At 42.4% G+C, this 24,341-nt stretch carries 26 protein-coding genes; 16 read left to right on the top strand and 10 right to left on the bottom strand.

From position 1 onward, the window contains the following. The first annotated feature begins 28 nt into the window (after positions 1–28). The 5 genes from LX99_RS13520 to LX99_RS13500 all read left to right on the top strand — a co-directional run bounded on the left by LX99_RS13520 (position 29) and on the right by LX99_RS13500 (position 6,373). Positions 29–1,186 (top strand): homogentisate 1,2-dioxygenase, encoded by a 1,158-nt coding sequence (locus LX99_RS13520; RefSeq protein ID WP_109608350.1) that lies wholly within the window; start codon positions 29–31, stop codon positions 1,184–1,186. A 94-nt stretch (positions 1,187–1,280) separates the two neighbouring features. Further along, positions 1,281–2,429 (top strand): 4-hydroxyphenylpyruvate dioxygenase, encoded by a 1,149-nt coding sequence (gene hppD, locus LX99_RS13515; protein WP_245927912.1) that lies wholly within the window; start codon positions 1,281–1,283, stop codon positions 2,427–2,429. A gap of 199 nt (positions 2,430–2,628) precedes the next feature. Next, positions 2,629–3,879 carry a gliding motility protein GldB-related protein gene (locus LX99_RS13510; protein ID WP_109608349.1) on the top strand — a complete coding sequence of 417 codons (1,251 nt, stop codon included), beginning with the start codon at positions 2,629–2,631 and terminating at the stop codon, positions 3,877–3,879. Between the two features lie 550 nt (positions 3,880–4,429). Then, positions 4,430–5,914 (top strand): PAS domain-containing sensor histidine kinase, encoded by a 1,485-nt coding sequence (locus LX99_RS13505; protein ID WP_109608348.1) that lies wholly within the window; start codon positions 4,430–4,432, stop codon positions 5,912–5,914. 15 nt (positions 5,915–5,929) lie between these two features. After that, positions 5,930–6,373 carry a response regulator gene (locus LX99_RS13500; protein WP_245927911.1) on the top strand — a complete coding sequence of 148 codons (444 nt, stop codon included), beginning with the start codon at positions 5,930–5,932 and terminating at the stop codon, positions 6,371–6,373. A gap of 90 nt (positions 6,374–6,463) precedes the next feature. Here LX99_RS13500 and LX99_RS13495 read toward each other — a convergent pair whose 3' ends face one another. Both LX99_RS13495 and LX99_RS13490 read right to left on the bottom strand, forming a co-directional pair. Further along, positions 6,464–7,444 (bottom strand): type I phosphomannose isomerase catalytic subunit, encoded by a 981-nt coding sequence (locus tag LX99_RS13495; RefSeq protein ID WP_109608347.1) that lies wholly within the window; start codon positions 7,442–7,444, stop codon positions 6,464–6,466. 130 nt (positions 7,445–7,574) lie between these two features. Continuing rightward, a complete protein-coding gene (locus LX99_RS13490; RefSeq protein WP_109608469.1) occupies positions 7,575–8,804 on the bottom strand; it encodes an NADP-dependent isocitrate dehydrogenase in 1,230 nt (409 codons plus the stop codon). A gap of 206 nt (positions 8,805–9,010) precedes the next feature. Here LX99_RS13490 and LX99_RS13485 point away from each other — a divergent pair, with 206 nt between their 5' ends. Together LX99_RS13485 and LX99_RS13480 are read left to right on the top strand one after the other, a co-directional pair. After that, a complete protein-coding gene (locus LX99_RS13485) occupies positions 9,011–9,721 on the top strand; it encodes a hypothetical protein (protein ID WP_146203121.1) in 711 nt (236 codons plus the stop codon). An 86-nt stretch (positions 9,722–9,807) separates the two neighbouring features. Beyond that, positions 9,808–10,242: a hypothetical protein gene (locus LX99_RS13480; RefSeq protein WP_109608345.1), complete on the top strand. Its 435-nt coding sequence runs from the start codon at positions 9,808–9,810 to the stop codon at positions 10,240–10,242. 54 nt (positions 10,243–10,296) lie between these two features. On the opposite strand, the gene LX99_RS13475 is transcribed toward LX99_RS13480, so the two are convergent. Next, positions 10,297–12,081: a DNA polymerase III subunit gamma/tau gene (locus LX99_RS13475; RefSeq protein ID WP_109608344.1), complete on the bottom strand. Its 1,785-nt coding sequence runs from the start codon at positions 12,079–12,081 to the stop codon at positions 10,297–10,299. A 107-nt stretch (positions 12,082–12,188) separates the two neighbouring features. Here LX99_RS13475 and LX99_RS13470 point away from each other — a divergent pair, with 107 nt between their 5' ends. Together LX99_RS13470 and LX99_RS13465 are read left to right on the top strand one after the other, a co-directional pair. Further along, entirely contained in the window at positions 12,189–12,776 is a 588-nt protein-coding gene (locus tag LX99_RS13470; protein ID WP_109608343.1) for a Uma2 family endonuclease, read from the top strand. Positions 12,777–12,815: 39 nt separating this feature from the next. Next, a complete protein-coding gene (locus tag LX99_RS13465) occupies positions 12,816–13,952 on the top strand; it encodes a hypothetical protein (protein ID WP_109608342.1) in 1,137 nt (378 codons plus the stop codon). Positions 13,953–13,977: 25 nt separating this feature from the next. Here the strand turns inward: LX99_RS13465 and LX99_RS13460 are convergent, their stop codons facing one another. From LX99_RS13460 to LX99_RS13450, 3 genes are all read right to left on the bottom strand, one after another. Beyond that, positions 13,978–14,220 carry a hypothetical protein gene (locus tag LX99_RS13460; protein WP_146203120.1) on the bottom strand — a complete coding sequence of 81 codons (243 nt, stop codon included), beginning with the start codon at positions 14,218–14,220 and terminating at the stop codon, positions 13,978–13,980. A gap of 95 nt (positions 14,221–14,315) precedes the next feature. Further along, positions 14,316–15,230 (bottom strand): SH3 domain-containing protein, encoded by a 915-nt coding sequence (locus LX99_RS13455; RefSeq protein ID WP_109608340.1) that lies wholly within the window; start codon positions 15,228–15,230, stop codon positions 14,316–14,318. A gap of 4 nt (positions 15,231–15,234) precedes the next feature. Then, a complete protein-coding gene (locus LX99_RS13450) occupies positions 15,235–15,681 on the bottom strand; it encodes a hypothetical protein (protein WP_109608339.1) in 447 nt (148 codons plus the stop codon). Positions 15,682–15,854: 173 nt separating this feature from the next. Here LX99_RS13450 and rpsF point away from each other — a divergent pair, with 173 nt between their 5' ends. From rpsF to LX99_RS13425, 5 genes are all read left to right on the top strand, one after another. Beyond that, on the top strand, positions 15,855–16,217 hold the full coding sequence (gene rpsF / locus LX99_RS13445) for a 30S ribosomal protein S6 (protein ID WP_022833471.1): 363 nt from the start codon (positions 15,855–15,857) through the stop codon (positions 16,215–16,217). Beyond that, on the top strand, positions 16,217–16,480 hold the full coding sequence (rpsR, locus tag LX99_RS13440) for a 30S ribosomal protein S18 (protein ID WP_022833472.1): 264 nt from the start codon (positions 16,217–16,219) through the stop codon (positions 16,478–16,480). The genes rpsF and rpsR overlap by 1 nt, the downstream gene beginning before the upstream one ends. 15 nt (positions 16,481–16,495) lie before the next feature. Further along, complete coding sequence (gene rplI / locus LX99_RS13435) at positions 16,496–16,939, top strand: 50S ribosomal protein L9 (RefSeq protein ID WP_022833473.1); 444 nt, start codon at positions 16,496–16,498, stop codon at positions 16,937–16,939. A gap of 331 nt (positions 16,940–17,270) precedes the next feature. Next, entirely contained in the window at positions 17,271–17,939 is a 669-nt protein-coding gene (mtgA, locus tag LX99_RS13430) for a monofunctional biosynthetic peptidoglycan transglycosylase (RefSeq protein ID WP_407937407.1), read from the top strand. A gap of 226 nt (positions 17,940–18,165) precedes the next feature. After that, the gene (locus tag LX99_RS13425) at positions 18,166–18,528 is read left to right on the top strand and encodes a hypothetical protein (RefSeq protein ID WP_146203119.1); all 363 of its coding nucleotides are present in this window, start codon (positions 18,166–18,168) and stop codon (positions 18,526–18,528) included. Positions 18,529–18,742: 214 nt separating this feature from the next. Here the strand turns inward: LX99_RS13425 and typA are convergent, their stop codons facing one another. From typA to LX99_RS13405, 4 genes are all read right to left on the bottom strand, one after another. Further along, complete coding sequence (typA, locus tag LX99_RS13420; protein WP_109608337.1) at positions 18,743–20,554, bottom strand: translational GTPase TypA; 1,812 nt, start codon at positions 20,552–20,554, stop codon at positions 18,743–18,745. 91 nt (positions 20,555–20,645) lie between these two features. Further along, positions 20,646–21,029: a type II toxin-antitoxin system VapC family toxin gene (locus LX99_RS13415; RefSeq protein WP_109608336.1), complete on the bottom strand. Its 384-nt coding sequence runs from the start codon at positions 21,027–21,029 to the stop codon at positions 20,646–20,648. Positions 21,030–21,032: 3 nt separating this feature from the next. Further along, positions 21,033–21,281, bottom strand: coding sequence for a DUF2281 domain-containing protein (locus LX99_RS13410; protein WP_022833479.1), 249 nt, complete (start codon positions 21,279–21,281; stop codon positions 21,033–21,035). 27 nt (positions 21,282–21,308) lie between these two features. After that, positions 21,309–22,097, bottom strand: coding sequence for an alpha/beta hydrolase (locus tag LX99_RS13405; RefSeq protein WP_245927910.1), 789 nt, complete (start codon positions 22,095–22,097; stop codon positions 21,309–21,311). A 168-nt stretch (positions 22,098–22,265) separates the two neighbouring features. On the opposite strand from LX99_RS13405, the gene LX99_RS13400 reads away from it, so the two are divergent. Together LX99_RS13400 and LX99_RS13395 are read left to right on the top strand one after the other, a co-directional pair. Continuing rightward, positions 22,266–22,973 carry an alpha/beta fold hydrolase gene (locus tag LX99_RS13400; RefSeq protein ID WP_109608334.1) on the top strand — a complete coding sequence of 236 codons (708 nt, stop codon included), beginning with the start codon at positions 22,266–22,268 and terminating at the stop codon, positions 22,971–22,973. An 80-nt stretch (positions 22,974–23,053) separates the two neighbouring features. Further along, positions 23,054–24,253, top strand: coding sequence for an ATP-grasp domain-containing protein (locus LX99_RS13395; RefSeq protein WP_109608333.1), 1,200 nt, complete (start codon positions 23,054–23,056; stop codon positions 24,251–24,253). Positions 24,254–24,341 lie beyond the last annotated feature (88 nt).

Here is a 24,341-nt window from a genome sequence, read left to right as displayed (position 1 = left end):
ACTTTTACAACCTTTAACATTATAAGCCATGCCTGTTTATCATAGTTTAGGATCAATTCCGCCTAAGCGGCATACGCAGTTCCGTAAGCCCGACGGTAGTTTATATGCCGAAGAACTGGTATCAACCGAAGGTTTTTCAAGTCTTTATTCGCTGGTTTACCATGCTTACCCGCCCACCATTGTTAAAACCCTTGGCGAGCCTTACTGCGTTGAACCCAAAATAGCGCGCGAAAAGCACCTGAAGCATACCAGCCTGATAGGTTTTAACATACAACCCGAAGATGATTACCTGCAAAGCCGTAAACCGGTACTGGTAAACAGCGATCTGCATATTTCGCTGGCAGCGCCACGCCAAAGCATGGTTGACTATTTTTACAAAAACAGCCAGGCCGACGAAGTGGTGTTTATCCACGAAGGTACAGGCACTTTAAAAACAGGTTTCGGCAATATTAAATTTCAATATGGCGATTACCTGGTGATACCCCGCGGCACCATTTACCAGATGGAGTTTAACGGCGCAGCTAATCGCCTTTTTATAGTGGAAAGCTTTAGCCCCATCCGTCCGCCCAAACGTTACCGCAACCAGTACGGACAGCTAATGGAGCACTCGCCATATTGCGAACGCGATATTAAACGCCCGGCCGATCTGAAAACTTATGATGAGCATGGCGATTTCAAGATCCTGATTAAAAAGCAGGGCCTGATTTATCCCTACATTTACGGAACGCACCCTTTTGATTTTGTGGGATGGGATGGTTTCCATTACCCATGGGCGCTCTCCATTCATGATTTTGAGCCGATAACCGGCAGGCTGCACCAGCCGCCGCCTGTACACCAAACTTTTGAGGGCGATAACTTCGTGATCTGCTCATTTGTGCCCCGCAAGTTTGATTATCACCCTTTATCTATTCCTGCTCCGTACAACCATAGCAATGTAGATAGCGACGAGGTTTTGTATTATGTAGATGGTGATTTTATGAGCCGAAAAAGCGTAGTAAAAGGACAGATGACCCTGCACCCCGGCGGCATCCCGCATGGCCCGCATCCCGGATCGGTAGAAAAATCGATAGGCAAAGAATCAACCGACGAACTGGCGGTAATGATAGACCCTTTCAGGCCGCTGATGCTTACCGAAGATGCTATCAGGATTGAGGATGAAAATTACTATAAAAGCTGGCAATATTAATAAGTTGAAAGGCGAAAGATAAAAGCTGAAAAGTTTTGGATGCAGATGCTTCAACAATCGCTAATTCATTAATTCACTAAATCAGTAATTGATCATGACCACACCAACTTTAGATAAAACAATCTCCCCTACCGGGGTAAATTTAGAGGGGGCTGCAGACTTCCTGCCCCTTAACGGCACCGATTATGTTGAATTTTATGTGGGCAATGCCAAGCAGGCCGCCCACTACTATAAAACCGCCTTCGGCTTTCAAAACCTGGCCTATGCCGGCCCGGAAACCGGGGTGCGCGACAGGGCATCGTACGTATTACAGCAAGGCAAGATCAGATTGGTGCTCACTACCCCCCTGCACTCAGAACACCCCATTGCCGAGCACATCAAAAAACATGGCGACGGTGTAAAGGTCCTGGCCCTTTGGGTTGATGATGCTTACGATGCTTTTGACCAAACCACCAAACGTGGCGCCGAACCCTATCAGCAGCCACAAACCCTAACCGACGAACATGGCGAAGTGCGCACCAGCGGCATTAAACTTTATGGTGAAACTGTACATCTTTTTGTAGAACGCAAAAACTATAAAGGCCTGTTTTTACCCGGATACCAAAAATGGGAAAGCCACTATAACCCAACAGGCGCGGGCCTGTTATATGTTGACCATTGTGTAGGCAATGTGGGCTGGCATAAAATGAACGAATGGGTTAATTTTTATGAAGAGGTTTTGGGTTTCCGCAATATCCTCACCTTTGATGATAAAATGATTTCGACCGAGTATTCGGCCCTGATGAGCAAGGTGATGAGCAACGGCAACGGGTATGTTAAATTTCCGATCAACGAACCTGCCGAAGGTAAAAAGAAATCGCAGATTGAAGAATACCTGGAATTTTATGAAGGCGAAGGCGTGCAGCACCTCGCCCTGGCCACAAATGATATAGTAACCACCGTAACCGAATTACAAAACCGGGGCGTTGAATTTTTAACGGTCCCCACAACATATTATGATGATTTAACCGACCGTGTAGGGCATATTGATGAGGATCTTGAACCGCTGAAAAGGCTCGGCATTCTGGTTGATCGTGATGATGAAGGCTACCTGCTGCAAATTTTCACCAAACCGGTTGAAGACAGGCCAACGCTTTTCTTCGAGATCATTCAGCGTAAAGGCGCTAAATCATTTGGCGCAGGTAACTTTAAAGCTTTATTTGAGGCTATAGAGCGTGAGCAGGAAGTAAGGGGAAATCTTTGAGTCGGAAGCCAAAATTCGATTTTGAATTTTGTTTATTATTGATTTGAAGCCGGGTTAACCACCCGGCTTTTTTGTTAAACTTTTAATGCAAGCTGAACGTGTGACAGCACCACACGTAAACCACACTGGGCAGGTTGAACATGCCAACATATAAAAGGGAAAAATTATCTATACAGTTAAATTTTATTATTTTTAGCGTATGCGTAAATTTCTATCCTACATTTTTATTTTATTGGGTAATGCCGTTTTTGCACAAAAAAATTTAAGCGCCACTGCCGATAGTTTATACCAGGTTAAAGATTTTAACAAAGCCGCTGCGTTTTACCTGCAATCGGCCAGTGCAAGTGATTTTAAGGTATTAGCCGCCGGTAACTATTATAATGCAGCTTGCTGTTATGCATTGGCCGGCAAGCCCGACAGCGCAATAATTTTCGCAAAACAAGCCGTTGCTTCCGGCTATCGCAACATTGATCATATGAAAAGCGATGCCGACTTCGCTTCGTTGCTTCAGCGCGATGATTGGCAGAAGTTTATAGCATCGTTAAAATTTAAACCAACCAGCACTTCCGACCCGTTGAAGGCCCGGATTATTACCACCGATATAGACAATTATTGGAAAGCTCATGACCTGGCCGAAAAAGACAGCAACAACCGTATAGCCATTTATAAACAATATTACCTTGACCACGGCACCCCCGGTTTACAGGATTACTTCGCATACAAAGTACATAGCCTTAAAAACTATGTAAAAAGCCAGGATACTAAGCATAGGTTTTACGCTGCTATCCGTAAAAACACGCTCAGCGTAAAAAAACAGAAACCACTATTGCAGGCCAGTTTCATAAAATTTAAGGAACTTTATCCCGCCGCAAGGTTTCCCGATATTTATTTTGTTATCGGGGCGTTTACGTCGGGTGGTACATCAACCGATAACGGTTTATTAATTGGCGTTGACCAGGCAGTACGCACTCCGGATATTCCGACGGATGAGCTTACCCTTTGGGAACGCAACAATTTCGGCGCGCTTGATTACATTCCTAATCTCATCGCCCATGAGCTTATCCATTTTAACCAAAACGGTATGGCTGCTGATAAAACACTGCTAAGTGCTGTGATGGTTGAAGGCATGGCCGACTTTTTGGGCGAACTGATATCGGGGCGTACCGCCAATGAGCGGCTTCACGTGTGGGCTAAAGGCCGTGAAAAAGCTATCTGGGCTGATTTTGAAAAGGAAATGAACCTGCAACGCGCCTATAACTGGATAGCTAACTCTAACCAGGAAACAGCAGATAAACCGGCCGATCTTGGTTATTGGGTGGGTTACCAGATATGTAAGGGATACTACGATAATAGTACTGATAAAAAACAGGCCATTTATGACATGCTAAATGTGAAGGACTATAAAGCTTTTTATAAAAAGAGCGGTACCGGCGAAAAGTTTGGCCGGTAATTTTATCCTGCACAAACCTTGTGGTTTTTGATATTGCTTTAATTCGTATGTTTTAATATCCAAATTGAGGGTAGCCGCTTTTAAAAACAGGTAGCGTGGTTTAAGCCGTACCAACTCCCGATTAAGATATTTGGAAGTACTATTTTATTAAATCTTCTCCCTTGCAGAGGATTTAGTTAAGGGAATATGTAATATTTTTTTAAGGCGTTATCACTGCATCCGGATTACCGGCAATTGCCTTATTGAAAGTATTTTCACCAAATTATCCGCCAGATAAAGCGATATCAGATAAAATATTACAAGTATATTTTATTTGTGTACTTTAAATAAGAATATTTACCTAATAAAAATACAAATCCACAAATACCAGTAAAAGAATATGTTATAAAATATAAAAATATTTATATTTGACCGGGCTGATTTTAATTTATGACTGATAAAACATTTGCAAGTTCACAACTTCTCGTTGTAATTTTCAACTTTTAAAATTATGGCACATATTTTACATGTAGCACATGGCAAAATGCCTGAATTAGTGAACTAAAGTAATATGAGTTTTACAGAGAAGGGCACCTCCCCTGGCAATAATGTAAGCCCTGCCCGTTTAACCGATGATCCGGATGCGTGCATTTGGGAATATAATTCAATTACCAAAGAGGTAAAATGGTCGGCAGGTTTTTATAACATATTGGGTTATCATCCCAATGAGATTGAAAGTTCAGCCCAGGTTTTCTTTGAACATTTACTTTATTACCAGGATAAGCATGTGTTTTTAGATGCCCTTTATCAGAGCCGTTTAAATCAGCAGGTTGCCCCGGTGCCGATAAGGCTGTTAACTAAAAACAACGGGTACCAGTGGTTTGAAAGCCGCATAAAAAACCCGGAGAATAGTTATAACGGCACCATACATGGCTTACTGGTTAACATAAACATTTATAAACAGGAAAGTATAACATTTGCCGATAAACAATTTATGCACGATGAGGCATTCAGGATAGCGCGCCTCGGGAGCTGGGAAATTAACCCGCTTAAACCCGGTGTCATCGCGCTATCAAATCAGGTTTATGATATTTATGATATCCAAAGTCGCCTGGAGATCAGTGCTGAAGAATTCATCAGTTTTTTTGAACCTTCCTATCGCGTTGTATTGCAACAAGCTATTGACCATGCCATAAAGCTTTGCAGGCCCTTTGATACCGAAGCGCTGTTACGAACGGCTAAAAACAACTTATTATGGTTAAAAGTGAAGGGCATACCCGTAATTGATAATTATGGGCATTGCATAACCTTAAAAGGGATTATACAAGATATTGACAACGAGAAAAGGAAACAGCTGAAGCTGGAGCAATCAGTTAATTTACTCACCGACCAAAACCGCCGCCTGCAAAACTTCGCTTATATTGTTTCACATAACCTCAGGTCGCATACCGGGAACCTGCAGTTTATGGTTAACCTGTTTGAACAAACAGACGAAGAAGAGGAGCGGATTGAAATATTCTCTTACCTTAAAACCATAAGCGATAGCCTTAACCTCACTATTGAGCACCTTAATGAAATAGTTAAGATCCAAACCGAGATCACTAACGAACGGAGCGTTGTTGAACTTGAAAAACTATTTAAAAGTGTGCGCTCAGCGTTAAAAAACAACATCGAATCAATAAACGCTATTGTTGAATATGATTTTAGCCAGTGTACCGAAATAAATTATATACCGGCGTACATGGAAAGTATATTTCAAAACCTGCTTACCAATTCGTTAAAATACTATTCGCCGGGCCGCCAGCCCATTATTCAGTGTTATACCCTTAGGGAAGGTAATCATATCTACCTCATTTTTGAAGATAACGGTTTGGGTATTGATTTAAACCGGCATGGCGATAAAGTTTTTGGCATGTATAAAACCTTTCATCAAAATACAGATGCCAAGGGAATAGGCTTGTTCATTACCCGAAACCAGATTGAAGCGCTTGGCGGCTCGATCACTGTAGAGAGCACTGTAAATGTTGGCACAAAATTTACTATCAGGTTGGTGTAGTAAAATTAGCGTGAGATGATGGAAGAAGAACATCCGATAAGTACCTGGATTGTTGACGACGACCCTATTTATGTTTATGGAATCAGGAAATTAATGAGTTTTAGGGGAGCTAATGCCCTTGTGAGCCATTTCCCCAACGGACAGGAAGCGATAAGCCAACTTAAAAACCTCTCAGATGAGTACCAGTTACCGGATATGATCCTGCTGGATATTAACATGCCTACCATGGATGGCTGGGAGTTTATGAATGAATTTGCGGAAATACGGCCCCGGTTAGGGAAAGAAATTACCGTTTATATGGTTAGTTCGTCGGTAGATTTAAACGATATTCACCGGGCAAAAAATATTCCCGAAGTAACCGATTACATATTTAAACCGGTAAAGGGAACGCATCTTACTGAAATTTTTAACATTGCCCAAAACAGGGTGAACGAAAGATTAAAAAAGTACGGAACCTGAAAGGTTCCGTACTTTGCAGACTAAAGTTTTTCTGAATAAAAACTTCATTTAAAAGTTAATTGCTCAACGCTATACCGCGGTTCAGTATAATTACCGGATGTAACTTTCCAATATTTTGAAACCGCCGGTAGTTTCAAGCTCAACTTTATCAATGCTTTTTGGCAGCAGGATACACTCGCCCATTTTAACGGCGTAAGCCTGATCATTATATTTTAGCGTGTAACCACCTTCAACACAAACGTGTATCACAAACGAATCTAACGAAGAATAGTCTTTAGCTGTACTTTCGTCAAAATCAAGTACGTTGGTGGTAAAATAAGGGCAGCTAACCAGTTCAACGGTTTCGTTTTCCCTCGGCTCGTATTTAGTTTTGTATTCCGGATAGTGTTTATAGTCGATAGCGGCAAGGGCTTCTTCTGTATGCAGTTCGCGCTTGTTGCCTTTATCGTCAACCCGGTCAAAATCATAAATTCGGTAGGTGATATCTGACGTTTGCTGAATTTCGGCAATAAGCAGGCCCTTGCCAATAGTATGTACACGACCGGCAGGTAAAAAGAAAACATCATCAGCAGCAGCCTCTTCCCTGTTCAAAATATCCATAATATGGCCGCTGTTTAAAGCGTCAACATACTTTTGCTCGGTCATTTCCTGGTTAAAGCCGGTAATCAGGGTCGAGCCCGGATCAGCCTCAATAATGTACCACATCTCAGTTTTACCGAATGAGTTATGACGTTCTTTTGCCAGCTTATCATCGGGGTGTACCTGTACCGAAAGATCGTCGTTGGCGTCAATAAACTTCACCAACAGCGGAAAAATATTGCCAAAATGATCGTATACCTTTTTACCAACAAGCTCATCTTTATATTGCTCCAGCAAACCGGCCAGCGATTCGCCTTCAAGCGGGCCTGAGGCCACCACAGAGACATCAGATTTTACGCCCGATATTTCCCAGGTTTCGCCGCAGTTGGGCAGATTCCCAAAATCTTTATGCAAATAGGTTTTGATTTTCTGACCGCCCCATATTTTGTCTTTGTATATGGTTTTAAATTTTAATGGATATAATGCCGACATAGTTTTTGTATTTGGTGCTAAGTTAGGAGTAAAATAGCTAATTGGAAAAGCTGAATTGATGTACTTTAAAATAACCTATACAAAAAAGGCCCGCTATAATTGCGGACCTTCTTGTATGCTTCAGGTTTTATTACAAACCTAATTTCGCCTTCAGGTTTTCGTCAATAGCAGCCAAAAATTCTTCAGTGTACAGGTAATCGGTACCATGTTCAACCTTTGGTTTAATTGCGATAGCCAAATCCTTAGTCATTTTACCGCTTTCTACAGTTTCAATACAAACCTGCTCTAAAGCCTGGCAAAAATCAATCAGTGCCTGGTTGCCGTCCAGCTTACCACGAAACTCCAAACCGCGGGTCCATGCAAAAATAGATGCAATTGGGTTGGTAGAAGTTGGCTTGCCTGCCTGGTGGTCACGATAGTGACGGGTTACTGTACCGTGGGCTGCTTCCGCTTCCATCACGGTACCATCAGGGGTAACCAGTGTTGAAGTCATTAAACCCAATGAGCCAAACCCCTGCGCAACAGTATCTGACTGTACGTCGCCATCATAGTTTTTACAAGCCCAAACAAAGTTACCGTTCCATTTCAAGGCCGATGCAACCATATCGTCAATCAGGCGGTGTTCATAAACAATACCGGCCGCGTCAAATTTTTGCTTGTAATCGTTTTGATAAATCTCTTCAAAAATATCTTTAAACCTGCCATCATATTTTTTCAGGATGGTGTTTTTGGTTGAAAGATACAGCGGCCAGCCTTTTGCTAATGCCTGGTTAAAGCAGGCATGGGCAAAACCTTTAATAGATTCGTCGGTGTTGTACATGGTTAAGGCAACGCCATCACCTTTAAAATTAAAAACTTCGAAAGATTGCTCAGGGCTGCCGTCCTCAGGGGTAAACTTTACAGTAAGCTTACCTTTGCCTTTGGTTACAAAATCGGTAGCACGGTACTGGTCACCGAAAGCGTGACGGCCGATGCAGATCGGCGCTGTCCAGTTAGGTACCAGACGCGGAACGTTTGACATCACGATAGGCTCGCGGAACACCGTACCATCAAGGATATTACGGATAGTGCCATTTGGCGATTTCCACATTTGTTTAAGGCCAAACTCTTTAACACGGGCCTCATCAGGAGTAATAGTAGCGCATTTAATACCTACACCGTACTGTTTAATAGCGTTTGCGGCATCAATGGTTACCTGGTCATCAGTTTGATCGCGGTATTCAATACCCAAATCGTAATATTTGATATCAAGATCAAGGTAAGGAGTAATCAGTTTATCTTTAATGAATTTCCAGATGATGCGGGTCATCTCATCTCCATCCAGCTCAACTACCGGATTTTCTACTTTTATTTTTGCCATACCAGATGTGGTTTTATTTACAATGGCCCCAAATATATAAATTGACTTTATCAATTTTCATAATAACACGATGAAAAATGATTGATTTCGCTGTAATGACAATTAATAAGCCGGGCATAGTTGTTTTTATAAACTTTGGTGCTATTTTTATAAAATTAAAATGTTTCACCAAAACAAGCGCTTTTAAAGCAGGTGCGCCGTTTACTATGATAAAATATATTCTACAATCGTCCATCGCAGTCCTGTTTTGTTTAATATTACCATTTGCAGTAAAAGCCCAGGTTGGATTTGATTACGCACAATATGATGTTGGTTTCGCGGCAGGTATTAACCAGGCCAGTTCAACCGATGTGCAAACGCTTAAAACCACTCCCTCTATCAGCTTTAACTTTAATTATAATCAAACCCCTTTTGTAAATTACATTTTTGAGGCGCAGATAGGGCGTTTAAAAGGCGGCGGCCCCGAAACAACTACGCAAAGAGAATTTGAAAACCACTTCGCGGCCTTCTCGTTCCGGGTACAGGTACAGGCCGGCGAATTGATTGACTATTCGCGAAGCGCGTTCGCCAACGTTTTAAAAAATATTTACTTATCGTCGGGCCTCGGTTATATTAGCAACAACGTAACGCGTACCGAAGATGTGCTTTTAGCGGAAGAAGGCAAAACTTTACCCGGCGAAAAAAAGAACGAGGAAATATTTATCCCGTTGAGGCTCGGTTACGAGTTTAAGATTTTTAACAGCTACAACCAGCCGGGCGTAAAGATAGATTTGGGCTACCAATACAATTTTATTATGGGCGATCAGCTTGATGCCTACATAGCCGGAAAGCATAACGATGCCTACTCCATGTTTACCCTTGGCTTTAAATTTGCCATTGGCGGCGTTACTTCGTACAGAAAACAGATTCATTATTAAGTTTTAGGTAAAAACATCTTTTTGCGGGTTTATTTGTTTTTTGGCAGGGTTTTTACTGCGTATATTTATCAATAAAACAAAAACCTATGAACAACGACCCAATTAACGAAGCAGGCTTTGAAGATGAGCTGCCCGACCGTGATGAAACACTGAAAGAAGAGTTAGGCGAAACCATTGATAAAAACGACCTTAACTATAATCCCGACACCAACAGCTATGAGTATGACGTAGCAAGCGACGACCCGGATTATGATCACCCCGATCCGTACAATACCACCGCTAAAAACGGCGAAGACTTTAACTCAACCTACGATGAGGCTAATCCGTATGATGTAGACGGCGAATTCGACGAAAACAGATCGCTGGAGACCGATGTAGATGATTTAGGGATGCATATTGACCACGGCCAAAGCGTAAGGGTTGACCCGGTAGATGAAAAGCTGTCGCACACCCCCGAAGATGACCGCGACGACCTTGACGAAGAAGGTTATCCTAAAAATGATGGCAAACATTTCAGATAAGCAGTTTAACTATGCGCGGCGATAATCTTCGCCGTGCGTACCTGCTACTTGCCGTTAATCAAAATCAAGATTAAACCTTGTTTTCAGTTCCATTAACTGAGGATTTCGGGCCAGCATATGCTGAAATTTCTCGGGGGCCGTATATGGCTTGCGAACAACCTGGTGCTCATCAACACGGGCATTCACTTCTATATTGAAATTTCTGAGTTCCGACCGCAGGTAGTTTAATATTGCCGGGCGTTCATCGCGGAAACTGGTTTCCTGAACCATGGTAGCAACAATTATTTCAAACACATAAGGCCGCAGCATTTTGGGCTTATTGGAGGCAAATATGGTAGTGAGGTTCTTTTTCCCTTCGTTTTTCGCCTTAAGTGCAAATTCATTCCAGCATCTTAAAAAGGCTTCCATCGTAAAATCCTCGTTGCTGTCGCCTTTTAAGTAAGGGTCTTCCTCTTCTTCCTGTATGGTCCCATCGGCTGTCCTGATCTCGCCGGTTAACGATGGTGTAAGCGTGCTTCGCAAGGGCATTACCACTTTGGGCTTTTCCGCTACCGGTGGCGCGGCTGCAGGTACAGCAGCTATCTTATCAGGCACATGACTAACAGGCGGCGTTGGCTTAGCTACCGGAACGGGATTGTTAGCAGGCGTATTATTTATTGCTGCGGGTGCTGAGGTATCAGGTTTTTTTTTTAGCCCCCCGTCGGCAGCGGAAGTTACAGTGAGCGGCGTAGTGGCCAGGTTAAATACCGAGGGCAGGTGGCACATTTTTAGCAGGGCGAGTTCAACCTGCAATCGTTGGTTTTTACTAAGCTTATAACTGATATCGCACTGGTTGGCGATATTCATGGCCGAAAGCAGGAAAGATACCGAAGCCTGCTGCGATTGCTGCAGGTACTTGTTTTTGATACCTTCGCTAACCTCAAGCAGTTTTAAGGTTGATTGATCCTTACCTACCAGCAGGTTACGAAAGTGCTCGGACAGTCCCGCTATAAAATGCGCCCCATCAAAACCACGCGAAAGGATCTCATCAAAAAACAACAGTGCTTTAGCAGTATCTTCGGCCAGCAAACTGCCGGTTATATTGAAATAGTAATCGTAATCAAGGATATTCAGGTTATCGATAACCGAGCGGTAGGTAACCTTTCCGCCCGAAAAGCTCACGATCTGATCAAACATCGATAGCGCGTCACGAAGGCCGCCATCTGCTTTTTGGGCTATAATGTGCAAACCATCAGGTTCATAGCTGATATTTTCCTTACCTGCTATTGAAGCGAGGTGATTGGCCATGTCTTCAACCCTGATGCGGTTAAAATCAAAAATCTGGCAGCGTGAAAGTATAGTTGCTAGAATTTTGTGCTTCTCGGTGGTAGCCAGTATAAAAATGGCATAATGAGGTGGCTCCTCCAGCGTTTTCAGGAAAGCGTTAAACGCGGCCTGCGATAGCATGTGCACCTCATCAATAATATAAACCTTATAACGGGCGGCCTGGGGCGGAATGCGCACCTGCTCAATTAAACTGCGGATATCATCAACTGAGTTGTTGGATGCGGCATCCAACTCGTGAACATTAAACGAGTTTCCGTTTTCAAATGCCTTGCATGACGGGCATTGACCGCAGGCCTCGCCATTGGGCTGCAAATTGGTACAATTGATGGTTTTGGCCAGGATGCGCGCGCAGGTAGTTTTGCCCACACCACGCGGACCACAGAACAAAAAAGCCTGTGCCAGCTGGTTGTTTTTAATGGCATTTTTGAGCGTATTGGTTATATGTTGCTGACCAACAACGGTTTCAAAAGTAGCCGGGCGATACTTACGGGCCGAAACAATGAAATTATCCACAAGCGCTAAGGTAGTGAGAAATTAGGTTTGGTGAAAGAGGCCTATGGCTGAAATTTTGAACACCGGTATCAGCTAAAATCTGTATTTTTGAATAAACACTGGTTGCTATGCAGTTTTCTGATCTCGATTTAACAAAAACATATACATACGCCGACTACCTGAAGTGGACATTTGATGAGCGCCTGGAAATTATTAAAGGTAAGATTTTTAAAATGAGCCCGGCCCCGGGATCGGTTCATCAGCGTATTTCACTTCGGTTAAGCAGATGGATTGGCAACCACCTTGACGGCAAATCGTGCGAGGTGTTTTCCGCCCCCTTTGATGTAAGGCTAAATAAGCGTTCGACGGAAAATAAAAGTATCAAAACCGTTGTACAGCCTGATATCTGTGTGGTTTGCAATCCGCTAAAAATTGACGAAAAAGGTTGTCTTGGAGCCCCTGACATCGTGGTTGAAATACTATCGCCGGGAAACAATAAAAAAGAGTTACAAAATAAATACGAGGTATATGAAGAAAACGGTGTGCTTGAGTACTGGATTATTCATCCCGCTGAAAAAACTTTTCTCAGATATACTCTTGTTGAAAATAAGTATCAGGCGTCGCGCCTGTTAACTACAGGCGATGAAGTTACTACGCCGGTGCTTCCCGGCTTTGTATTAAACCTTGATGAACTGTTTGCGGAAAAAATAACCTAACTCCCGATTACTTACTACAATACTTATCCATCTTCCTGTATGAAAATCATAACTACTCCTAAAAAAAACAGTACTTCGCCAAAATCAAAAACTTACGTTAAATACGAAAAACTGTTAGCCGAAATTGAAAAGCAAAAACAGTTTAAAATAAATATGGCCGAAGGCTTACAAAAAGCTTACGCCAAAATTGAACACGAACTTTTACCGCTTGAGCATGAAGCACAATTACTCATGCGCGATCTTTTGATCAGGATTGATGAATTGGCCACCCAAATTGGCGTAGGTAAGTATAACAAAGAGTACCTGGCAAACTATATGGGCCACGAATTAGATAGCTTACTTGATATCTTCGGACACCAGGATACCGTACTATCCAAACTTCATGAAAAATATACCGGTTACTCGTTAGATGAACTTGCAGCCGATGATGATGCCGTGCAGGTAGCTAAATCAATAAGCGATTTAATTGGCGTTGAGATAGATGTGAAGGAAATGCTAAAAAAAGGCCAGGAAGCATATTTTGAAGAGTTCAGGGAAAAATTTGCAGAACAAATTAACAGCAAACGCGAAGATTTCTTTAATACCCTGAATGCCGAAGCTGAAAACACAAAAGCTAAGACCGCAACCAAAAAAGGCAAGGATGAAACTGCGGATATAGCTAAAGACGCACGCAGCATTTATATGCGCCTGATAAAAAAGTTTCATCCTGATTTGGAAAGAGACGCCGAATTAAAGGAACAAAAAACAGAAATTGTTAAACAGGTAACCAAAGCCTACCAGGAAAATGACTTTTTCACGCTGTTGAAATTGCAACTTACCTATACGGATGATAATGAAACAGACGTAGCAACGGGGGCTGATAACATGCTGAAGCACTACATCAAACTGTTAGAAAGCCAGCTTCAGGAGCTAAACCGGTCCATTCATCAAATCCGTTACAGCAACGGCACTACCGTGGCCGATTTCATTGATAAAAACGGAAAATTCAGTCCGCAGAAATTTTCGGCCCAGCGACGCCGTGCCGAAAAAGAAGCCGCCATGTTCAAAATGCTGCTCGCTGATTCGAAAAAAAGACCTAAAGGCTGGTTTAAGGAACAGATAAACATGATGAAAGACGTAGTTATGCAACAAATGATGGAAGACATGTTTGGCGACATGTTCGATCATTTTCAATAGCAAAACCAGGCCATTTACCGGATGATCACTGCCAGTCGTCATCCGGTAAATGATCGTCGTCTTCGGGGTCGGGTTCATCCCGGTCATCATTTACCTGTATTTCATGCAGATCGTCCTTGTCGTCAAGTACATCATCAAAATCCTCATCCTCTTCATCATTCCAATCGCCTTCTAAAGGATCATCGCCGCCGCCCGACATTAATATTTCATCAAAAGTAAGTGCCGGGTTTGCATTAGTGTTCGCTATTGGGAGAGTTGCGGTTTGCATAGCCTTCTTTTTTATTTGATAAACTACCATGGTACAAATATGTTTGGCGCGGCAGTCACTAATTTCTTAAAATTAACCTAAAATCCTTGTTGTGTTTACACATTATTATTGTACCAAAAACCAAACTCTTTTATCTGCGGTAGCAACCACCATTTATTGTTGCTGTAAAACCTGATGTTTTTTGCTCCGGCCTGAGATAGCAGGGGTATAACCACCGCATTTCCTGATCGGGTAGCTTTATAACCATCTTTTTCAGGAACCACACAGCATATATGCCCGCTTCGGTTAGGGTTTTTATTAGGGCCGCTTATAACACCTATCTTTCCCTGATTCACGTTTTCCTGCAAATCGGTCAAATCGTAGGTTCGTACCCATCCAAATTTTTCGCCCCAGTTTTCAAGCCATCTAAAAATCGCGTTCGCGTTCAGTTCAATTACCGTATTGCCGTAGCTCGGCTTTACCGCGCCACCGGCAAGCACAGTTTGCAAAGCTTTATCCGTCCACCATACTCGGGGCAAAAAAACGTTGCATAAATAGCAATAATCATAGGCATATATATTGCAATAAGTATGTTCATCAACCCTGTACCTGGCGCTGGTATCAACCGCTATGTAGTTAATCACATTATAAATCTCGTTAATTCGCCCGGCTACATCCGTCGATGTGACTTTTGGCATATCCGGCTCGGATAGCGGATACTGCCATGCTGCATGGTTATTCCTTCGCGAAGCGGCATTTGGGGGCAGGTTAACAGGAACAAATTGGGCTGCCGCAGGTTGCGCGGCTGCATCATCAACCGTAACCTGTTTTAAATACCTGCTTGCTGCAAAACCTGTAACGTTAGGGTTTCGTTGTATGGTAGTAACCTTATACCAATCGGCCAAAGTTGCATCCATAACATCAACCTGCTCGCTGTTTTTTAAAACCGTGATAATATTAAGCTTATCACCGGATTGCGCGCTGCTCCTGAGGTAAAGGGCAGACGCGGTTACAGTATATAAATTTCCCATCTTCTTATCCGGCTATATCTTCTGTCGATTCTTCTGTTGATAAACCGGTTGCGGCGGATTGCCCCGTACCTGCTGCCCCAGACTGAACAGCATTAGCATCTGCAGATTTGTTTACCCCGCTATCTGATGACGGCAGAAACTTTTTGATAAAGCCCTCAATAAAGTCGGCACCGGCGTAGCCTATCGCTATTATTTCAATAGTAATATCCTTTGTCCAGACAAAATCCTTCGTAAAATCCAACTGCGCTAATATTCCAAGCAATCCGGCAACAAAGCCTATTAAAAGGCTGATCAGTAACTGGGCGGCCTCAAACGAATCTTTAAACCGGGTATTTTGTTGCTGGCTAACATCGAAGGTTTTCTTTAAACCAACTATAACACGGATACTTTGGCCGGTAAGGCCCAATAATCCCCCTAATAACAGTGGGTTAACTAAAGCGGCTGAATTCATTACATTAAGAATTAGGTTAGTGATTTGGTGATTAACAGGTTATACCAAGTTAACCAGTTTCAGGCCTGCCGTCAATACGTTAAAATACGGTAATTATAAACTTTGAAATGATTAAATTAATACATACATTTGCAGCCCCGTTATAGCGGGTAAATAATTAAAAATCAAGTATAATGCAACAGTACGAAATCGTGATCGTTCTAACCCCGTTGCTTTCAGAAGAAGTTGCTAAAGAGGCAAATGCCAAATTTAGCAAAGTATTAACTGATGGCGGAGCCGAAATTATCCAGGAGGATAATTGGGGTTTGAGAAAATTAGCGTACCCTATCCAAAAGAAAACTACAGGGTACTATCACTTAACTGAATTTAAGGCTCCAGGTGAATTAATTAACAAATTGGAGGTTGAGTTAAGGCGCGATGAGCGTGTTTTGCGTTTCCTGACCATTGCTTTGGATAAACATGCCATTGCTTACAATGACAAAAAACGTAGCGGTGCTTTCAACAAAAAACCTAAAGCAGAGGAGGCAGCAAACTAATGGCTAACGAACAAATTAAATACGTTACCGCTCCAAAAGTGGAGGATAACCGTAAAAAATACTGCCGTTTTAAAAAGAACGGTATCAAGTATATTGATTACAAAGACGCAAACTTTTTATTGAAGTTCATTAACGATCAGGGTAAGGTATTACCACGCCGTTTAACCGGTACTTCATTAAAATTTCAGCGTAAAGTGGCCCAGGCTGTTAAACGTGCCCGTCATATCGGTTTATTACCTTACGTTACAGATTCATTAAAATAATAGGAGATTTAAGAAATGGAAGTTATTTTAAAACAAGATGTAAAAAACCTGGGTGATAAAGACGATATCGTAAATGTGAAACCAGGTTATGGCCGTAACTACCTTTTACCAAAAGGTTACGCCATATTAGCTACCGAAAGCGCGCGTAAAGTTTTAGCCGAAAACTTAAAACAAGCTCAATTTAAGCAAGAGAAAATCCGCAAGGATGCCGATGCGGTTGCAGCTAAATTAGAAGGCGTTAAACTTACTATTGGCGCTAAAGCCGGCGAAACCGGTAAAATTTTCGGTGCTATCAATACTATCCAGGTTGCAGACGCTTTGAAAAAAGAAGGCTTCGAGGTTGATCGTCGCAGAATTACTTTTGATCAGGAGCCTAAATTTGTTGGTGAATATGTAGCCAACATCAACCTGCACAAAGAAGTTAAAGTACAGGTTCCGTTTGAAGTAGTAGCGGAATAATTATATTTCGGAATTCGGATTTAAGATTTCGGATTTTGAAAAATAAAAAAAGGTGTTTTGTTAATTCAAAACACCTTTTTTTTGATACAGATTTAATAAAAAAACAAATCCGAAATCGAACCTCCGAAATCCGAAATCAAGAATATTTATTTCGGATTTCTGGAAAAAATTATAATTTTTGAGGGTGTTTTGCCAATGGCAAAACACCCTCTTCTTTTATAAGGCAATATTCATAACAGTGTTCAAAATTTTCGGCAAAAACAACCAGAAATCAAAGTCGGGCAATCGGAATTCAAAATGGGATTCGAAATATTACGGCATACCTAAACTTATATTCAGGATAGTTAAACTGACGTTTATCCTGTTTTTTGGTTTGAGCCTGTTGGGGGTAATCGCATATCGTTTTATAAACCCGCCTTTTACCTGGCTCATGGTCGAGCGCGGCTTTCAGCGCAAAGCTGCCGGTAAAGAATGGAAGATAGATAAGAAATGGAAAGACTTTGACGACATTTCCGACAATATGAAACGGGCTGCCGTTGCCGCCGAAGACCAGACCTTCCTCGAACATCACGGCTTCGATTTTAACGCCATTGAAAAAGCCATCGAAAAAAACTCGCACAGCAAAAAACTGATTGGCGGCAGCACCATATCGCAACAGGTAGCTAAAAACGTTTTTTTATGGGAAGGCCGCTCGCTGTTACGAAAAGGTATTGAGGCTTACTTCACTATACTGATAGAAACCTTCTGGAGCAAAAAACGCATTATGGAGGTTTACCTCAATGAAATTGAAATGGGCGATGGCATTTACGGTGTTGAGGCTGCCTCGCAGGCTTATTTCCATAAATCAGCGTCTGATTTAACAAGGCAAGAGGCAGCGGCCATCGCGGTGATCTTCCCGAGCCCGTTGAAATGGTCGGCTACTAATCCTACCAAATATTTAAGGCACAGGCAGTACCTCATCATGAAAAACATGCGCAGGCTGGGGCCGCTGGATTTTTAAGCGCTATTTTTAAACGATGCCTAATGTCTGAATTGAAAAAATAAATTTTGAAAAATCGATAGCCAGCCAAAGCGCAAAATGGGTTGGTGCCGATTTTATTTCAAAATACTACTATTTTTTATTGCCATTTCACTTTATAATTATATTCCTTATTGTGGATATAATTAAGATCAGCGACATAAAGCAAAATGGCATACCAACGCCATTTTTTATAATACTTCCAATCATGCTGGTGTTATCAATCCTGTCGCTTCGGGCTATTATCAAAAACAATAAACTTATAAAAGTTAACCTTGAGCAACCGGTTACAGAGTTGCGGGCAACTTTAAAAAAAGAACTTGAGCAGGCCGGTTGGCGGGTAAACCGCTCAAATGCAATTTTTTTAACAGCTCATAAAGAACGGCGTTGGACTATTGGCTCCAAAATAGCTATCCTGTTTAAAAATGATGAGGCCCATATCAATGTGCAGAACATGTATGGCAGCGGGTATTTCCCTTTCTCATTTGGCCGAAACAAGAGAATTACCGATGCCATTTCGAAACTAATCAAAAGCGGAGAAACAAGCGGCTTGTTAAATCAACTTTTATAAAAGTTGACTAAAGCTAATTACCGCGTTCCAGCAAAATCATCGAACCCTGATGATGTTTTCTATAAATACGTTACTCCCACGGAGTATAAAACGATAAAACTGGCTACCTGTAGGATATTAAACCTGCTTTTGGCTCGGTAGGTGCCTCGTATCCGCCTTAAATAAAAAAGCCCCTCCGAACCGGAGAGGCTTCCAAAAAACATATTATAATCAATTATTGATTAACAAACCTTTTAGCGTTGATTTTACGCTCGTTTTCGGTTAGGTAGATTTTACGTAAACGCATGCTTTGCGGCGTAACTTCAATGTACTCATCGGCCTGGATATACTCCATCGATTCCTCTAAAGAGAATTTGATGGCCGGCGCAATACGCACGTTGTCGTCACTACCTGATGCACGCATGTTGGTTAACTGTTTACCCTTAACCACGTTGATCACCAAATCGTTATCGCGGATGTGCTCGCCCAAAATCTGGCCTTCATAAATATCAACACCCGGGTCAACAAAGAAACGACCGCGATCCTGTAATTTATCGATAGCGTAGGCAGTTGTCTGGCCTTTTTCCATCGAGATCAATACACCGTTTGAACGGCCTGGAATCGGGCCTTTCCATGGCTCATAAGCTTTAAAGCGGTGTGCCATGATAGCCTCACCAGCAGTAGCGGTTAATACGTTGTTACGTAAACCGATGATACCGCGCGATGGTATCTCAAACTCTAAGTGTTGTAAGTCGCCTTTAGGCTCCATAATCAACAGGTCGCCTTTACGTTGGGTTACCAGCTCAATTACTTTACCGGCAACATCGGCAGGTACATCAACAATGAGGGTTTCAACCGGCTCGCATTTAACGCCATCAATTTGTTTAACAATAACCTGCGGCTGACCAACCTGTAACTCGTAACCTTCGCGGCGCATAGTTTCAATTAATACCGACAAGTGAAGGATACCACGACCATAAACGAGGTACGAATCAGGCGATTCGGTTTCAACAACCTTAAGCGCCAGGTTTTTCTCCATCTCTTTATATAAACGGTCGCGCAGGTGGCGGGAGGTAACAAATTTACCTTCTTTACCAAAGAAAGGTGAGTTGTTGATGGTGAACAACATGTTCATGGTTGGCTCATCAATTTTGATAACCTCTAATTGCTCAGGGTTTTCAAAATCGGCAATAGTATCACCGATGTCAAAACCGTCGATCCCTACAACAGCGCAGATATCTCCCGATTTTACTTCAGTAGCTTTAACTTTACCTAAACCTTCGAAAGTGTAAAGTTCTTTGATCCTCGATTTTTGGATGGTGCCATCGCGTTTTACCAACGATACCGGCATATTTTCTTTGATGGTACCGCGGGCTACACGACCAATAGCGATACGGCCTACGAAAGATGAATAATCTAACGAGGTGATCTGCATTTGCAATGTACCTTCGGCGATAGGTGCAGGCGGAATATTTTCCAAAATAGCATCCATCAATGGGAATATATCTTCCGTTGGCTTTTTCCAGTCGGTGCTCATCCAGCCTTGTTTTGACGAACCGTAGATCACCGGGAAATCCAGCTGCTCTTCGGTAGCTTCAAGGTTAAAGAATAATTCGAAAATTTGCTCGTAAACCTCTTCAGGGCGGCAGTTCTCTTTATCAACTTTATTTACAACCACAATTGGCTTAAGGCCTAAAGCCAAAGCTTTTTGGGTTACGAAACGGGTTTGAGGCATGGCGCCTTCAAAAGCGTCGCAAAGCAATAACACACCATCAGCCATTTTCAATACACGCTCAACCTCGCCGCCAAAATCGGCGTGACCAGGGGTATCGATAATGTTGATCTTAACATCTTTATACCTTACCGAAACGTTTTTTGAAACGATGGTGATACCACGCTCACGTTCAAGGTCGTTGTTATCAAGTATTAACTCTCCGGTTTGCTCATTGTCCCTGAAAATGGCACAGCTGTGCAGGATTTTATCAACCAAAGTAGTTTTACCGTGGTCAACGTGCGCGATTATCGCAATATTTCTGATTTTTTGCATGAAAATGCCTCTATAAATTTGGCGCAAAGGTACGGTTAAATTATGAGATTATAAAGCGTTTAACCCTTATAGTTTAGAATTAACATTGAGTTTACCAAACTATGTTTACAGGGTAGGCCGCAAAGTGCTGGTCAGCGGAGATAATTGTAAGATTCTCGGTAACAGCCTGAGCAATAATTAGCCGATCAAAAGGATCGCGATGATAATGCTCCAATTTGCCGAGTTGTTGAAGATGTTTAAATTTTATGGCCAGATCATTAAACATATTACTTGTAATAAAATCAGGAAGTGCTTCAAAGTTCAAAGTCAAAGTTAGCTTACGTAAGCTTATCTTTATCGAAATTTCCCATAAAGTAGCTGTACTGATAAACTTAACAGTATTTTTATCTTCAATAATAGCCCTTGCGAGTAAAGACAACTCAGTACTCCCATCTATATACCACAAAAAAGCATGAGTATCTAAAAGATAGTTCATGGCTTACATATAGTCTTTAAAATCATCTAAAGGCGTGTCAAAATCATCGGCCATATAACCAATAATCCCTTTTCCACCTCCGAAACCTGGCTTAATTTCAAGCACTTTATTTTCAGCTATGCTATTATGCTCTGCAGAATCGCTTATGCTGATCCCGTTCTCAATAAGTAAAGCGTCAATATACCCCTCAACCTTAAGCTTAAGGTTATCAGGTAATACTTCAAATTTTTTTGCAATTATCCCTGTTCCCATAGTAAAGCTAATTTACAAAAATATTCCCTATCTCCCATAAGCCCAAATCAAAAACTTAGCCATAGCCTTACCCCAGGTAGCGGTATCATGTGTCCCTCCCACCACTTCAACGTACTGAATATCATCAGGCCGTTTAAAGCATTTGGCCTCCATTTCGGCTATCAGGTCGGTAGTATCATCAATAGCATCTATAATACCATTATTATTCCGGTCGCTGACTTCGTCTTTCGTGCCGGTTTGCAGCCAGACTTTAATAGCCGGTTTATTTTTTGTTTCGCGAATTACCTGGTGCATCAGCCTGTCGGCATCGGTATAACCTTTGGCCAGGTCTTTTCCCCTCCACCAAAATGATCCTGAAAATACGCCCACTTTCCTGAACAATTCCGGGTTATTCCATACAATATCAAAAGCAGATAGTCCCCCTAATGAAAATCCGGCAAAAGCCGTGGTATCAAACTCACTAAAGCCTGTTAATTGTTCTAACCGAGGTAATAATTCCTGCTTTATAAATTGCGTGTAGATTTCGGCTTTACCGCCCCTGTGCTTAAAATCGGGCTTACCGGCAATACCATATTCATCAAGGCGGTTTTCTCCTGCGTGGATGGCTACAACCAATACAGGTTTTATGCGATGGGTATTGTATAAAGTTTCAAGGGTGCTTTTAAGGCCAAGGCTTTCCAACTCCTGCCCATCGTTAAGCAGCAGCAAACTCAGCGGTTCAATAACATCATTGTCTTCCGGTTTCAGGATAGTTAATGATACTTCCCGCTCAAGCAATTCGGAGTTTATAGTTATATTTTGTTGCGTTATCGTCATTTCAGTATCAAGCCACCCGGGGTACATCTCTATCTGTCTAAATTAAAATTAAGGCCGCAAAAGTAAGCTATACTTTTTACTTAGGCGGGTGTATGATTAATATTATCAGGCTGTTGCCTATGTCAAACAAAGCTGTTAACTTACAGTCATTATAAAAACTACACGCTTTTGACAGAAAATTACCATCGTTGGCATTCTCCCAATACCAATACCGATCTGGAAATGCTGGTATTTGGCACCCGGGGTTACCCTGTGATCCTGTTCCCCACCACCAAGGGCCGCTACTATCAAAATAAAGATTTCAGGCTGATTGAAAGTGTGCGCTGGTTTGTTGATAACGGCCTGGTAAAGATTTACTGCCCCGATACCATCGACGACCGCAGCTGGTACAACAAAGGCATCCACCCGGCCGACCGCGCCAAAACCTACGAAGGCTACGACCGCATGCTGGTAAACGAACTGATCCCCTGGGCCGTTCACGAAACCGGCGTTAGCCGCGTTGCCGTGGCAGGCTGCAGTTTTGGCGGATATCATGCCGCCAACTTCGCCTTTAAACATCCCGAAAAGGTGAAACACCTGTTTAGCATGGGCGGCGCCTTCAATATCAAAATGTTTACCGATGGTTATTATGATGACACCATATTTTATAACAACCCGGTAGATTTTTTGCCCGGCAATAACCATAGTGATTTATGGAAGATGAACATCATACTTGGCACATCCGAGCACGACATCTGCAAAGGCTACAACATTGAGCTATCAAACATCTTAAAGCGAAAAAACATTAAGCATTGGCTGGACATCCGCCCTTTTGCCAATCACGACTGGCCTATATGGCGCGAAATGTTTCCGCATTATTTATCAACCATAAGGTAATTAGTGAATTAGTGAGTTATTGAATTAGTGAATTATGAAATAGCAACCCCAAAAAACAATAAAATAAACTACCATCTACCATGAAAAAAATTGGCATCTTATTCGGACAGGAGAATTCATTTCCGCAGGCCTTTGTCGACCGTGTAAACCAAAAAGCAGAAAAAGGCATCAGCGCCGAATTTGTCAGGCTCGACAAAGTAATGCAGGCCGAACCGCTGGACTATGCCGTGATCATCGATCGGATCTCGCAGGATGTTCCTTACTATCGCGCAGCCTTAAAAAACGCGGCCATCTGTGGCACAGCTGTTATCAACAACCCCTTTTGGTGGAGCGCCGACGAAAAGTTTTTCAACAACGCCCTTGCCGTTAAAATTGGCGTACCGGTACCCAAAACCGTGATCCTGCCCTCAAAAGAACTACCAGACGATACCACCAACCTGTCGTTCCGCAACCTCGCTTATCCCTTAGATTGGGACGGTATATTTAACTACGTAGGTTTCCCGGCTTATATGAAACCTTTCGACGGCGGCGGCTGGAGAGAGGTTTATAAACTGGATGATAGCAAAGACTTCTTCGAGAAATACAACAAAACCAAACAATACGTAATGATGCTGCAGGAAGAAATTGTTTTTGATGATTATTTCCGCTGCTATTGCATTGGCGGCAAGCACGTACGCATTATGCAATACGAACCGCGCAACCCGCACCATTTGCGCTATGAGCATGGTAAAGCACCTGCTGCCAAAAAACTGCTGGATACGGTTAAAGATTACGTAATAAAGTTAAACCAATATTTAGGCTATGATTTTAATACTGTAGAGTTTGCGGTGCGCGATGGCATACCTTACGCCATAGATTTCTGCAACCCTGCCCCCGACGCCGACGTGAACAGCGTAGGCCAGGAAAACTTTGACTGGGTAGTAGAAACCGCCGCCGATTATGCCATTGAACGCGCCAAAAAACAGAAAGACGGTTTAGACAACCTTACCTGGGGCGAATATGTGAAAACGTCGGTAGCAAAAACATCCTTAGTGACGGCGGCTACCAAAGTTGTTAAAGCCGATGTTTCGGTAGCGGCAGTTGACCATACTATTGAGGATGAAGGAAAAACGAAGACTGCGAAAACCAAAGTTGTTAAGGCGCCGGTTGCAAAAGAAAAAACTGCGCCTGCTGTGAAAGAAAAAACAGAAGCCATTATCAAAGAAAAGCCTGCAGCTAAACAAAAAGCGGCACCTGCTGTGAAAGAAAAAGCAGCGCCTAAAAAGTCGGTTAAGAAATAATTGCCTGCGCGGCTTCCTTTTTGAGAGGATATAGGGTGTGTTTATCCGTGCTAAAACACACCCTTCTTTTACGCCTAACCAATGCACC

It is taken from the genome of Mucilaginibacter oryzae, from assembly GCF_003148845.1.
In the GTDB taxonomy this organism is placed as follows: Bacteria; Bacteroidota; Bacteroidia; order Sphingobacteriales; family Sphingobacteriaceae; genus Mucilaginibacter; species Mucilaginibacter oryzae.
The sequence above is the reverse complement of the archived record's forward strand: the minus strand, read 5'-3'. Positions and strand labels throughout refer to the sequence as shown.